This is a genomic window from Morganella sp. Je.2.23 (genome assembly GCF_051129855.1).
GTDB lineage: Bacteria > Pseudomonadota > Gammaproteobacteria > Enterobacterales > Enterobacteriaceae > Morganella > Morganella sibonii.
The window spans coordinates 1,298,732-1,313,017 of the sequence record NZ_JBCPSQ010000001.1 but is presented as its reverse complement, the minus strand read 5'-3'; the positions used below and the strand labels follow the sequence as shown (position 1 = coordinate 1,313,017).

The following is a 14,286-nucleotide window of genomic DNA, read 5'->3' as shown; positions in this document are numbered from 1 at the left end:
TTAAGTGAAATATTAAAGACCGGCGACAGCGGGAAACATGATCAAAAGTGAAGAGCAGTTAATACAGAGACAATTATTTAATTATTATTATGGGATAAATATAAAAAAGCCCTCCGGAGAGGGCTTTGCGGTTATTATTTACCGGATTGATGACTATTTCTTAGCATTTCGTTTGGCAACCGGTTTAGGCGCCGCAACAGGAACGGATTCGTCATAGGTACGGCCGTAATATGTATCCAGCATAATTTGTTTTAATTCAGCAATCAGCGGATAACGCGGGTTCGCACCGGTACACTGGTCATCAAAGGCATCTTCTGACAGTTTATCCAGCTTCGCCAGGAACTCAGCTTCCGGCACCCCGGCTTCACGGATAGATTTCGGAATGCCCAGAGACGCTTTGATTTCATCCAGCCAGACCAGCAGTTTTTCAATCTTCTGCGCAGTACGGTCACCGGCAGCACTCAGTTGCAGGTGATCTGCAATTTCCGCGTAGCGGCGGCGTGCCTGCGGACGGTCATACTGACTGAATGCAGTCTGCTTGGTCGGGTTATCTGTGGCGTTATAACGAATGACGTTACAGATAAGCAGGGCGTTAGCCAGGCCGTGCGGAATATGGAACTCTGAACCCAGTTTATGGGCCATAGAGTGACAGACACCGAGGAAGGCGTTGGCAAACGCGATACCGGCGATAGTTGCGGCATTATGCACACGCTCACGGGCAACCGGGTTCTTCGCACCTTCGTGATAGCTGGCCGGTAAAAACTCTTTCAGTAGTTTCAGCGCCTGCAATGCCTGGCCGTCAGAGAACTCGTTTGCCAGTACCGATACATACGCTTCCAGCGCATGGGTGACCGCATCCAGTCCGCCGAACGCGGTAAGGGATTTCGGCATGTTCATCACCAGGTTGGCATCAACAATAGCCATATCCGGCGTCAGGGCATAGTCTGCCAGCGGGTATTTCTGGCCGGTGGTATCGTCAGTCACGACGGCAAACGGAGTGACTTCCGAACCGGTACCGGAGGTAGTGGTGATCGCGACCATTTTCGCTTTCACACCCATTTTCGGGAATTTATAGATACGTTTACGGATATCCATAAAGCGCAGTGCCAGTTCCTCAAAGTGAGTTTCCGGATGCTCATACATCACCCACATGATTTTGGCCGCATCCATCGGGGAACCGCCGCCGAGGGCAATAATCACGTCCGGTTTGAAGCTGTTCATCTGCTCCGCACCTTTGCGGACGACGGAAAGTGTCGGGTCAGCTTCCACTTCAAAGAATATTTCCACTTCCATGCCGTAGGATTTCAGCACACGGGTGACTTCATCCACATAGCCGTTATTGAACAGATAGCCGTCAGTTACGATAAATGCACGTTTCGCACCGTCACCGGCGATCTCTTCCAGGGCAACCGGCAGAGAACCGCGGCGGAAATAGATAGATTTCGGAAGTTTATGCCACAACATATTTTCAGCTCGTTTTGCCACGGTTTTGGTGTTGATCAGGTGTTTCGGCCCGACGTTTTCGGAAATGGAGTTACCACCCCAGGAACCGCAGCCCAGCGTCAGTGACGGAGACAGTTTGAAGTTATACAGATCACCGATCCCGCCTTGTGACGCAGGGGTATTGATAAGAATACGTGCGGTTTTCATCTTCTCGCCGAAGAATTTAACGCGTTCAGGCTGGTTGTCCTGATCGGTATATAAGCAGGAGGTGTGGCCGATCCCGCCCATTTCCACCAGTTTTTCCGCCTTGACCACTGCATCTTCAAAATCTTTGCCGCGGTACATTGCCAGCAGCGGAGAGAGTTTTTCGTGAGCAAACGGCTCTGATTCATCCACCACGGAGACAGCACCGATCAGAATTTTGGTCCAGGAAGGGACTTCAATACCGGCCATTTCAGCAATTTTCACCGCAGACTGACCGACAATTTTCGCATTCAGCCCGCCGTTGAGCAGAATGATGTCCTGAACGGCTTTCAGTTCTTTGCCTTTCAGAATATAGCCGCCGTGGGTTTCAAAACGTTCTTTGACCTGCTCATAAACATCATCGACAACAATAACGGATTGCTCAGAGGCGCAAATCACGCCGTTATCGAATGTTTTGGACATCAGAATAGAGGCGACCGCACGTTTGATATCAGCCGTTTCATCGATCACAACAGGGGTATTACCCGCACCGACACCGATAGCCGGTTTACCGGAACTGTAGGCAGCTTTCACCATACCCGGCCCGCCGGTGGCGAGGATCAGGTTAGTATCCGGGTGGTGCATTAAGGCATTGGATAATTCAACAGACGGTTCGTCAATCCAGCCGATAATATCTTTCGGGGCACCGGCGGCAACAGCGGCTTTGAGGACAATCTCAGCGGCTCTGTTAGTGGCTTTTTTGGCACGCGGATGCGGGGAGAAAATGATCCCGTTACGGGTTTTCAGGCTGATCAGTGCTTTAAAGATAGCAGTGGAGGTCGGGTTAGTGGTCGGGACGATACCGCAGATAATACCGATAGGCTCTGCGATAGTGATGGTGCCGAAAGTCGGGTCTTCCGATAAGATGCCGCAGGTTTTTTCATCGCGGTAGGCATTATAGATATATTCAGAAGCAAAATGGTTTTTAATCACTTTATCTTCAATAATCCCCATACCGGATTCTTCGACCGCCAGTTTTGCCAGCGGGATACGCGCATCGGCAGCAGCGAGTGCCGCAGCCCGGAAAATGGCATCCACCTGTTCCTGGGAGAAACCGGCAAACTCGCGCTGAGCTTTCTTCACGCGGGCAACTAATTCATTGAGTTCGGTAACGTTCGTTACGGCCATACAGATCACTCCTGATAAATTGTTAAACTTTTTAAGCAAATCAGCGGATTGATACGATTTGATTATAGCGGTGATATCTTCCGGTAACTAAATCGATTTTGCCGGTAACATAATGCAGATATGCCCGCTGATTTGCTTAAAAAGCCCGTCAGGTCTTTCTGTTCGTACTACGGTTGAATCGATTCAACTACAATGAAAGCAGCTTAACATTCGGGGGAAATATTAAAGTGATCCAAATCACAAATATATCAAGCTGACACCATTCAGCATGAGTCAAAACAGGAACAACACGTCGTAACAAGAACGATATCGGGTTTCAATTTTACAGAGGAACTGATGATTGCCTGAAATTCAGGCAAAAATAAGGCGATATAACTGTATCGTATCAGCGGGCGGCGGAAAATATTCTGTGCAAAGCAATTCCTTTTCCTGCACATTCAACGGTATGATGTCTGTGTTAATAATCACATTTATAATTATTACAACCCTTTTGGCGACAGACTGCGGTTAATATCAGCAGGCTGTTACTGTTTTATCATCAGGTTGAGGATCGTTTGTGGGCAACACCTTGCTGGATTTTTCCGGTTATTTAAAATTTTTTGTCGGCTTATTTGCTTTAGTTAACCCGGTGGGTATTTTGCCGGTCTTTATGAGCATGACAAATTATCAGACTGCCGCAGTACGCAATAAAACCAACATGATTGCGAACTTTTCGGTGGCCGTGATTTTGTGTATATCACTTTTGGTCGGCGATAAGATCCTCATTATGTTCGGCATTTCCATCGAATCTTTCCGGATAGCAGGGGGGACACTGATTGTCCTTATTGCGATGTCCATGATCAGCGGTAAGCTGGGGGAAGATAAGCAGAATAAGCAGGAGCAGTCAGAAACGGCAATCCGCGACAATATCGGGGTGGTGCCGCTGGCGCTGCCGCTGATGGCGGGACCGGGTGCGATCAGTTCCTGTGTGGTCTGGAGCGCCCGCTGGCAGGGCTGGCAGAATTTTTTCGGGCTGGCACTGACCAGTATCCTGTTTGCGTTCTGCTGCTGGCTGCTGTTCCGTTCAGCGGGATTGTGGGTGAAGTACCTCGGACAAACCGGTATCAACGTCGTGACCCGTATTATGGGGCTGATGCTGATGTCATTAGGTATTGAGCTGATTATTACCGGCATGAAAATGAGTTTTCCCGGATTATTGTCATAATCATGCAGTTCATTATTATCAGAACGGGGCCAATGGCCCCGTTTTTACATCTCTCAGTTTTCCATTCGGTGATCGCCGCGCAGCAGTGCAGCGCGATCAAATTCCCGTTCAATCTTCCCGTTTGCCATAAACGCTGCACGATCTGACATATGCGCCACCACATCAGCATCATGGCTGACCAGCAAATACGTCATGCCGTGCGCGGTTTTCAGGTGATTAAGCAAATTGAGAATTTCCGCCTGCACGGACATATCGAGTGCGGAAGTCGGCTCATCGAGTAACAGGATCTGCGGGCGTAACATCAGTGCCCGGGCGATGGCGATGCGCTGACGCTGGCCGCCGGATAGCTGATGCGGATAACGCTGTGCGACATCCGGCGGCAGTCCGACAGACGTTATCGCCTCTGTCACACGGCTCTCTATGTTATTTTCCCGGTGAATATACAATGGCTCCGAAAGTGCTTTGTGAATGGTATGGAACGGATGCAGAGACGCATAAGGGTCCTGGAATACCATCTGCACATTGCGGCGCAAAGCACCCTGATAACGTTGTCCGGGGTGGATATGTTGCGACAGCAGCTGAACGCCGCCCAGCCATTCACGCTGTAATCCGGCAATTACCCGCAGAATCGTGGATTTTCCGCAGCCGGACTCGCCGATAAGACTGAATGTCTCTCCGGCGCAGAGGTGAAAACCGGCCTTGCGGACAACCTGTCGCGGACCGAAACTGACAGAAAGATTATTCACCTCAATAATCGGCGCTGCATTATTTTCCGGCATGATGTGTCTCCTGAGTCAGTAACACCTGTAAAGCAGCGCGATCCAATACCGGTAAATCGGTGCCGTAGGTTTGTGCATCCGGGCGGCAGGTCCATAACGTCCGGGTGTAGGGATGCGTTGCCTGCGGCAGTTGTACGGCGGGCAGCTCATCCACCTGCTGACCCTGATACATCACCATAACGCGCTGGCAATGAGCAGCAACCAGCGGTAAATCATGGCTTATCAGCAACAGTCCCATATTGCGTTCCTCACACTGGCTGACAATCAGTTCCAGAATCTGATGCCGCAGCCGGGCATCCAGCGCAGAGGTCGGTTCATCAGCAATTAAAACAGACGGATTGTTAATCAGGGCAATGGCAATCATCGCGCGCTGTCCCATCCCGCCGGAAAGCTGGCCGGGATAGCGGGAAAGCGCCTGCTCAGATAAGCCGGCTGCACGGGCTATCTCATACACCCGGTTGCGTCGGTCAGATTTATTCAGCGTCTGATGCCGCAGCAGTGATTCCTCAATCTGCTGATACAGGCTTCTGACCGGATTCAGCGCATAACGCGGGTCCTGCATGATCATCGCAATATCGTTACCGCGCAGTGCCGCCCACTGCTTTTCCCGCAGGGAAAGCAGAGAGGTCTGACCGAATGTCAGCGTATCCGCACTGACAATCCCGGGTTTGCGCACCAGCCCCATCAGGGCTCTGGCCGTCATGGATTTACCGGAACCGGACTCCCCGACCAGCGCCAGCCGTTCCTGCCCCAGGGTAAATGAAACCTTCTTTACCACCTGTGCGCGGGGATAATCCACACACAGATTGCTGACACAAATAAGCGGCTCAGTCATGTTGCGGCTCCATAATATCCCGTAAACCATCACCCAGAAGATTGAATGCCATACCGGCAATCAGAATCGCCGCACCGGGTACGGCGGCTATCCACCACTGGTCAAAAATAACCTGCATACCATCAGCAATCATCGCACCCCATTCCGCCATCGGCGGTTGTGCACCCAGTCCGAGGAAACCCAGACCGGCGGCAGCCAGAATAATGGTGGCGAGATCCAGCGCCAGCCGGACGATGGCTGACGGCAGACAGAGCGGTAAAATATGTCCCCATAACAGACGCAGACCACGGATCCCCAGCATTTCCGCGCTGGCCAGATAATCGCTGTTGCGCAAATGGCGGATTTCGCTGCGCGCCTGACGGGCATAGGCGGGCCAGGAGGTCAGGGCAAGTGCCAGCGCACCGTTAATCAGACCCGGGCCGAGAATGGCAACAAACGCAAAGGCGAGGATCAGACGCGGCATCGACATCACGATATCAGTAAACCGCATCAGGATGGTTTCGACCCAGCGGCCGTAAAAACCCGCCAGAATACCGATCAATAACCCGGCGGGCAGGGTGATTGCCGCGACCAGCCCGACCAGACCAAACATCGGACGTGTGCCGTAAATCAGGCGGGAGAGCACATCACGTCCGTAGCTGTCCGTACCGAGCCAGTGCTGTGCATCGGGTGCCATCAGGCGCTGTGCCGGGTTTTGCAGTACCGGGTCATAGGGGGCGAGCCACGGCGCAAATAGTGCCACCAGCAGCAGAAACAAAATAATCAGGGTGCCCGTCAGGGCGGACGGGGATCGGCGGATTTTCGGCAGTAATGTCATGATTTCACCCGCGGATCAGTTAAACGCACAATCATATCGGTTACGTTATTGATAAAGATAAAGCAGATACCGATAACCAGTGTCCCGCCCATCACGGCGGTGGTATCTCCGGCAAACAGGGCGGCGGTCAGATAGCGGCCGATGCCGGGCCAGGAAAAGACGGTTTCTGTCAGCACCGCACCTTCCAGCATACCGGTGTAGGCCAGTGCTATCACGGTGATCAGCGTTCCCTGGATATTCGGCAACACATGGCGGAACAATACCTGCATTTCGGTATTGCCCTTGGCACGTGCCAGTGTGACATACTCTTTGTTCATTTCACTCAGGCAGGCGGCACGTGTCAGCCGGGTGATCCCCGCCAGACAAAAATAAGCCAGCAATGATACCGGCAGGATCAGGTGTGCCACCGCATTAGTAAACGCCCCCGGGTCATCTGACAACCAGGTGTCGATCAGCACAAAACCGGTTTTCGCCTCAACAGTATACTGGTAGATATCGTCCAGCCGTCCCGGTCCGGGACTCCATTGCAGCGTGGCGTAGAACAGCAGCAGCATCAGCAGCCCCAGCCAGAAAACCGGCACCGAGTTTCCGAGGAGCGTCAGGGTGCGGATGATAAAATCAAACGGGGTACCTGCATAACGGGCGCACAGCGTACCGCAGAGGATCCCGAGTACAGCACCAATCAGCAGCGCCAGCGTTGCCAGTTCAATGGTAGCGGGCAGCGTGGTCAGCACGCCGTCAAGCACCGGCTGTCCCATCGAGGAGGCAATACCGAGATCGCCGTGCAGCAGGCGTTCCGCGTAGTGCCAGAACTGGATATAGACGGGCTGATCCAGCCCCAGTTCCAGCCGGACCTGTTCATAGGTTTCATGGCTGGCATGGTCGCCGACAATCTGTAACACCCGGTCAACCGGAGAAAGTGCCGACAATGCAAAGGTGATCACCAGTAAGCCGAGCAGTGTCAGAGCCAGCGTAAAAAGACCCTGAAGCGTCACACGCAGGGTATGGCGAAACAGTGTGCCGGCAGGGGAAATATCGGACATACAGCAGTTCCTGAATAAAAACAAAACACACAAACCCCGTCAGCTGTACTGACGGGGTTATAACCGGAAAATCAGCGGATTATTTGGTGACTCTGTCGTAATACACCATATCGGCATTCAGTCCCTGCTGATAGCCTTTCACATTATCCCGCAGCACGACCTGATTTTGTCCCTGTGCCATAAAGACATACGGAGAACTGCGCTGTAACTCTTCCTGCATGGCGGTATACAACTGTGCGCGTTTTGCTTTATCCGGCTCAGCGACGGCTTTCAGAGTGGTTTGTGATAACTGCGGAATATCCCAGCCGTTCAGCCATGCCACGGTGCTGCTCTTACCGTCATTAAAGGCAAAGGCGCTGGCGTTGGAATGGGCATCAAAATAATCCGGGATCCAGAAACGGATGGCCGCCTGATGCTGACGTGCACGTACACGGGAATAGACCTGGCTGCCCGCAGCCGGTAATAATTCCACTTTGATACCGCCCTGAGCAAAGCTGGCCTGAAGAGACTGGGCAATAGTGATATACGGCGGTTTGTTTTCCACATCGAGGGTGAAGTGTGCATCTTTAATGCCGGCTTTTGCCAGAATCTCTTTGGCTTTGGCGGGATCAAATTTATACGGGTTATTTTCCAGTGCGCCCGGTAAACCGACCGGCAGGAAACTCTGATGAATAAAATACTGGCCTTTCAGTAAATCACGGGTAATACCTTCGTAATCCACCAGATAACGGGCAGCTTCCCACAGAGCCGGATTTTTCAGCAGCGGATTCGCACTGTTGCCGGTATTAAAGGCCATATAATCCTGTTCGGCGGACGGAATATTTTCAACCCGTACCCCGGCACTATTTTTCAGTGCGGCGGTCTGGTCAGCACCGAGCTCACGGGCAATATCGGCATCACCCTGCTGAATCAGCAGACGGCGGGAGGCCGGGTCCGGCACATTTTTAATAATAATGGACGGAATTTTTGCTGCACCGGTGGATACATTCGGGTTGGCGGCCATCACAATCGCCTGGTTCGGCTGATACACTTTCAGGGAATAAGCGCCGCTGCCGGCAGAGTGCATTTTCAGCCAGGCATTACCGAAGTCATTATTCTTAATATTCGGTGTCACCAGTTTTTCATCCACCACAGACGCTATCGGGGTGGATAACAGATTCAGTGCCACGTCCGGACTGATATCCGCACTCCATTTTATCTTCAGGGTGCGGTCGCCGGTTTTTTCAAACTGCTGCGCGATATTCTCTTTATTCCAGCCGAGGATATTAAGAATAAACGCCGGTGACTTATTCATGATCACGGCACGCTGGTAAGAGAAAATAATATCTTCCGGACGTACCGGGTTGCCGGAGGCAAATTTTGCATTCTCTTTAATTCTGACCGTCAGGGTTTTATTGGCGGCGTCTGCCTGCCAGTCTTCCAGCAAAATGGCATCAAGCTGTTCAGGATTATCCCGGTTCGGCTGCACCAGACGCTGATATAAGCTGGGAACGGTCTGGATACTGGAAAGTTCATTACTCTCTGCCGGGTCAAGGCTGACAATGTCGTCCAGGCTCTGGACAACAATTAAGGTATTCGGTGGTGTGGCGGCAAATGCGGAGACGGAAAAGAGCAGAGCCAGTGACGCTGCCGGATATATTTTTTTCATATATTTCCCCTGAAAGCGGTGTTATTGATTTTTTTAATACTGACACGTTAAAAAAAACAGTGGTGTTTTGCAAAGTCTGTTAAGTGCTTGTTTATAACTTTTCGTTATAGATAAAGTTAATCATAGTCTGAAATTCCTGTCCGGGAGATTTCACCGGCAAAAAAAGCAAAAAAACAGTTGTAATATAACAACAGGTTATCAGCTCATAAAAAACGGCACTAAAAACAGACAGAATTGGCAAATAGGGTCACCCGTACAATCCTGTTGTAAACGGGTATAACAGATAAAGATGGTTAAATAAACAACAGAAACGATATTTGCAGTCAATGGGTTATTTTCGTTACTCACCAGATTGATATTTCAGCGGATTTTTTTGCTTTACTCTTTTTATTTACAGTTGTTTTTTAATTGGTTGTTAATATTTAATCAGCTAAAACTGTGATAGAGGCAGGGTTTTTATCTGGAAAAATTGCTTTTTGTTAATTAAATGTTTACTTTTTTATCCGGGTCGGACAAAAACAGTCCGGTCATAAGCAGCTATGGGTCAATGTTTTATTTCAGCGGCAGAAAAATGCTGTTTACAGATAAAAACAATCACTGCCCCGGAATATGTACATCAGGCCGGAAAACAGCACAGATAAACAGGCTGAACCCGTCGCTGACGGCACTTATAAATAAAGCATTTGCGATTTTTTAATCACGTTGTTCATTTAACAGGTGTTATTCAGAAGGGACGGAAGATGAAAAAACACACTATTGCTGTTTCTCTCATGCAGGCGCTGCTGCTGAGTGCATTCTCTTATTCCGCAGGGGCGGCGGACGTCCCGCCGGGAACTAAACTGGCGGAAAAACAGGTTATTGTTATCAATAACGGAACTGAACCGGTATCACTCGATCCGCATAAGGTGGAAGGTGTGCCTGAATCCAATATTATTCTCAATCTGCTGGAAGGGCTGGTGTCCTCTGACAGTGATGGTCATATCGTACCCGGGGTGGCAGAAAGCTGGTCATCGCCGGATAATCTTACCTGGACATTCACACTGCGGCCGGATGCAAAGTGGAGCGACGGCTCTCCGGTGACTGCACACGACTTTGTCTACAGCTGGCGGCGGTTAGCTGACCCGAAAACCGCGTCACCTTACGGCAGCTATCTGCATTATGCCTATGTCGAAAATGTCGATGATATTATCAGCGGTAAAAAACCACCGGAAAGCCTCGGTGTCAAAGCGGTTGATGACAGAACGTTTCAGGTTCAGCTGACTCAGCCGGTGCCGTATTTCCCGGATATGCTGACCCATACCGCACTGAAACCGGTGCCGAAAGGGGCGATTGAACAGTTTGGCGATAAATGGACATCTGCCGGGAAATTTACCGGTAACGGCGCATATACACTTTCTGCGTGGAATGTGAATGAACGGCTGGTACTGAAACGCAACCCGCAATACTGGAACGATAAAGAAACCGTTATTGAGCAGGCGACATTCCTGCCGATCCAGTCAGAAACCAGTGATATTAACCGTTACCGTGCCGGTGAAATTGATGTTACCAACAGTGCGGTTCCGCCGGTTTTATTTGCCAAACTGAAAAATGAGATCCCGGCTCAGGTGCGGATTTCCCCGTATTTATGCACATTCTATTATGAAATAAATAATACCGCGGCACCGTTTACTGACCCCAAAGTGCGTGAAGCCGTTAAACTGGGACTGGATCGCGATATTATCACGCATAAAATCATGGGACAGGGGCAAATTCCCGCATTTGGCTTTACGCCGCATTATATTAACGGCGGCCATTTTACCACACCGGACTGGGCATCCCTGACGCAGGAACAGCGCAATGAAAAAGGGCGCAAACTGCTGGAAGAAGCCGGTTACAGCGAAAAAAATCCGCTGACCTTCGAATTGCTCTATAACACGTCTGATCAGAATAAACAGCAGGCGATTGCCGCCGCTTCTATGTGGCAGAAAAATCTCGGTGCCAAAGTGGTGCTGAAAAATCAGGAATGGAAAACGTCTAATCAGAATCGTCATGAAGGGAATTATCAGGTGGCCCGGGCGACCTGGTGCGCGGATTATAATGAGCCGTCTTCATTTCTGAACATTTTCCTGTCAGACAGCAGTAATAACACCAGTTTCTACCGGAATACCGGATTTGACAGCGCAATGCAGCGTGCTTTGCTGGCAACGGATGAAAAAACGCGTCAATCCGCTTATCAGGAGGCAGAAACTCAGTTAGATCAGGACTCTGCACTGATTCCTGTTTACTACCGCGTGAGTGTCCGGCTGATAAAACCATCAGTCGGCGGAATTACCGGCAATGACCCGCTTGATTATATGGATATTAAGCGCTTATATATGGTAGAAACATATTAATAATAAAAATTTGCACTCACTGAGTGCGAAAAAAATGAAGGTGCGGAAGATAAAACGAAAAGCACCGGATAAAAATGCAACAAACGCAAAACACATTCGTCAATGGGGAGTTTATGTAAGATGGTTAATTCAACGAAAAAAACACTGCTGGCACTCAGTGTGGTTGCAGCGATGGGGATGGGTATTGGTACACAGGCGTTTGCTGCGGATGTACCGGCCGGTGTTCAGCTGGCAGAAAAGCAGGATTTCATCCGGAATAACGGCTCTGAGCCGCAGTCCCTTGATCCGCATAAAGTGGAAGGGGTGCCGGAAGCCAATATTATCCGTGACCTGATGGAAGGTATTACCCTGGAAGGGCCAAGTGGTGAAATTCTGCCGGGCTCAGCAATTTCCTGGGAAAATAAAGATTTTAAAGTCTGGACGTTCAAAATCCGCGAGGATGCGAAGTGGTCCAACGGCGATCCGGTCACCGCACAGGATTTCGTCTACAGCTGGCGCCGCCTGGCTGATCCGAATACCGCCTCACCGTATGCCAGTTATCTCCAGTATGCACACGTGGTCAATATTGATGATGTTATTGCCGGGAAGAAAAAACCGGAAGAACTGGGCATCAAAGCGCTGGATGATAAAACCCTTGAGCTGACGCTCTCCGAAGAAGTCCCGTATATTCCGAAACTGCTGGCACATAACTCCATGTCTCCGGTGCATCCGGCCACTGTTGAAAAGTTCGGTGATAAATGGACGCAGCCCGGCAATTATGTCAGTAACGGCGCATACACTCTGAAAGACTGGGTAGTGAACGAAAAAATTGAACTGACCCGTAACCCGAAATACTGGGATAACGAAAAAACGGTTATCAATAATGTCCGTTTCCTGCCGATTTCGTCCGAAGTTACCGATGTTAACCGCTACCGCAGCGGTGAAATCGACATGACCTATAACAACCTGCCGATTGAACTGTTCCAGAAACTGAAAAAAGAAATCCCGGACGAACTGCGTATTTCGCCGTATATGTGTACCTATTACTACGAAATTAATAACGATAAAGCGCCGTTTGATAACCCGAAAGTCCGTGAAGCCCTGAAACTGAGTCTTGACCGCGACATCATGGTGAATAAAGTCAAAGCACAGGGGGATACCCCGGCATTTGGTTTCACACCACCGTTTGCGGATGGCATGTCAGCCAAAGAGCCTGAGTGGTTCGCGAATATGACACAGGATCAGCGTAACGAAAAAGCACGCAAACTGCTGGAAGAAGCCGGGTTTAATAAAGATAATCCGCTGAAATTCAATCTGCTGTATAACACGTCTGATCTGCATAAGAAAATGGCGATCGCCGCATCATCTATCTGGAAGAAAAACCTCGGTGCGGAAGTTCAGCTGGTTAACCAGGAGTGGAAAACGTTCCTCGATACCCGTCATCAGGGAACCTATGATGTTGCCCGTGCCGCATGGTGTGCGGATTATAACGAACCGTCTTCATTCCTGAATATGGTTCTCTCTTACAGCAGCACCAACACACCGCATTATAAGAGTGCGGAGTTTGATAAGCTGATGAAACAATCCCTTCAGGTGAAAACCGATGCGGAACGTGCGCAGATCTACCAGCAGGCGGAAGCTCAGCTGGATAAAGACTCTGCCATCGTGCCTGTCTATTACTATGTCAGTACCCGTTTAGTGAAACCGTACGTGGGTGGCTATACCGGAAAAGATCCGCTGGATCACTTCCACACCAAAAACTTATATATGATTAAAAAATAATACCGACGGTTGGCCGCCCTGCGAAGGGCGGCCTGTGTAGTGTGTACCCCGGGAGCGGGTACTGTATAGGAACGGGCAATGTTTAAGTTTATTCTTCGCCGTATACTCGAGGCGATCCCGACGCTTTTTGTGTTAATTACGATATCTTTCTTTATGATGCGTCTGGCTCCGGGCAGCCCATTTACCGGTGAGCGTAAATTGCCGCCGGAAGTGATGGCGAATATTGAAGCCAAATACCATCTTAATGATCCGATTCATGTTCAGTATTTTGATTATTTAGTTCAGTTATCAAAAGGGGACTTCGGGCCTTCCTTTAAATATAAAGATTACTCGGTTAATGACCTGGTGGCGTCTGCGTTTCCGGTCTCTGCAAAACTCGGGCTGGCAGCCTTTGTGCTGGCACTGATTGTGGGGGTCAGTGCCGGTGTGATAGCCGCACTGAATCAGAATACCAAATGGGACTATACCGTCATGGGCTTTGCCATGACCGGGGTGGTTATCCCCAGCTTTGTGGTGGCGCCGCTGCTGGTCCTTGTCTTTGCCATCCATCTGCACTGGCTGCCGGGCGGCGGCTGGAACGGCGGGCAGCTCAGCAATATTATTCTGCCGATGGTCGCACTGTCACTGGCGTATATTGCCAGTATCTCGCGTATTATGCGCAGCTCAATGATTGAGGTGATGCACTCCAACTTTATCCGCACCGCGCGGGCCAAAGGATTGCCGATGCGTAAGATTGTCTGGCGGCATGCGCTGCGCCCGGCACTGTTACCGGTGGTTTCCTATATGGGACCGGCGTTCGTGGGGATTATCACGGGTTCGATGGTGATTGAGACGATTTTCGGTTTGCCGGGCGTGGGGCAGTTATTTGTCAACGGCGCGCTGAACCGGGATTACTCCCTGGTACTGAGCCTGACCATCCTGGTCGGTGCACTGACCATCGCCTTTAACTGTATCGTTGATGTGCTGTATGCCGTTATCGATCCGAAAATCCGTTATTAGTCCCGGAGCACGCT

The 14,286-nt window shown here is 50.3% G+C and carries 10 protein-coding genes; 4 read left to right on the top strand and 6 right to left on the bottom strand.

Translation table 11 applies throughout. The features are described from left to right. Nucleotides 1-153 precede the first annotated feature (153 nt). Complete coding sequence (adhE, locus tag AAZR23_RS06300; RefSeq protein WP_349416602.1) at nucleotides 154-2,814, bottom strand: bifunctional acetaldehyde-CoA/alcohol dehydrogenase; 2,661 nt, start codon at nucleotides 2,812-2,814, stop codon at nucleotides 154-156. 556 nt (nucleotides 2,815-3,370) lie between these two features. Here adhE and AAZR23_RS06295 point away from each other — a divergent pair. Beyond that, entirely contained in the window at nucleotides 3,371-4,018 is a 648-nt protein-coding gene (locus AAZR23_RS06295; RefSeq protein ID WP_046893465.1) for a YchE family NAAT transporter, read from the top strand. 53 nt (nucleotides 4,019-4,071) lie between these two features. On the opposite strand, the gene AAZR23_RS06290 is transcribed toward AAZR23_RS06295, so the two are convergent. The 5 genes from AAZR23_RS06290 to AAZR23_RS06270 all read right to left on the bottom strand — a co-directional run bounded on the left by AAZR23_RS06290 (nucleotide 4,072) and on the right by AAZR23_RS06270 (nucleotide 9,140). Then, nucleotides 4,072-4,797, bottom strand: a complete 726-nt coding sequence (locus tag AAZR23_RS06290) for an ABC transporter ATP-binding protein (RefSeq protein WP_434691345.1) — start codon at nucleotides 4,795-4,797, stop codon at nucleotides 4,072-4,074. Then, on the bottom strand, nucleotides 4,784-5,632 hold the full coding sequence (locus AAZR23_RS06285) for an ABC transporter ATP-binding protein (protein WP_434691344.1): 849 nt from the start codon (nucleotides 5,630-5,632) through the stop codon (nucleotides 4,784-4,786). Before AAZR23_RS06285 ends, AAZR23_RS06290 begins: the two co-directional genes overlap by 14 nt. Further along, nucleotides 5,625-6,449, bottom strand: coding sequence for an ABC transporter permease (locus tag AAZR23_RS06280; RefSeq protein WP_046893462.1), 825 nt, complete (start codon nucleotides 6,447-6,449; stop codon nucleotides 5,625-5,627). Before AAZR23_RS06280 ends, AAZR23_RS06285 begins: the two co-directional genes overlap by 8 nt. After that, on the bottom strand, nucleotides 6,446-7,492 hold the full coding sequence (locus AAZR23_RS06275) for an ABC transporter permease (RefSeq protein WP_434691341.1): 1,047 nt from the start codon (nucleotides 7,490-7,492) through the stop codon (nucleotides 6,446-6,448). The genes AAZR23_RS06280 and AAZR23_RS06275 overlap by 4 nt, the downstream gene beginning before the upstream one ends. A 79-nt stretch (nucleotides 7,493-7,571) precedes the next feature. Next, nucleotides 7,572-9,140 carry an ABC transporter substrate-binding protein gene (locus tag AAZR23_RS06270; protein WP_434691339.1) on the bottom strand — a complete coding sequence of 523 codons (1,569 nt, stop codon included), beginning with the start codon at nucleotides 9,138-9,140 and terminating at the stop codon, nucleotides 7,572-7,574. 740 nt (nucleotides 9,141-9,880) lie between these two features. Here AAZR23_RS06270 and AAZR23_RS06265 point away from each other — a divergent pair. The 3 genes from AAZR23_RS06265 to oppB all read left to right on the top strand — a co-directional run bounded on the left by AAZR23_RS06265 (nucleotide 9,881) and on the right by oppB (nucleotide 14,272). After that, nucleotides 9,881-11,512, top strand: a complete 1,632-nt coding sequence (locus AAZR23_RS06265) for an ABC transporter substrate-binding protein (protein ID WP_434691337.1) — start codon at nucleotides 9,881-9,883, stop codon at nucleotides 11,510-11,512. Nucleotides 11,513-11,632: 120 nt separating this feature from the next. After that, nucleotides 11,633-13,273, top strand: a complete 1,641-nt coding sequence (oppA, locus tag AAZR23_RS06260) for an oligopeptide ABC transporter substrate-binding protein OppA (RefSeq protein ID WP_046893612.1) — start codon at nucleotides 11,633-11,635, stop codon at nucleotides 13,271-13,273. A gap of 78 nt (nucleotides 13,274-13,351) precedes the next feature. Next, on the top strand, nucleotides 13,352-14,272 hold the full coding sequence (gene oppB, locus AAZR23_RS06255; RefSeq protein ID WP_107680240.1) for an oligopeptide ABC transporter permease OppB: 921 nt from the start codon (nucleotides 13,352-13,354) through the stop codon (nucleotides 14,270-14,272). Nucleotides 14,273-14,286 lie beyond the last annotated feature (14 nt).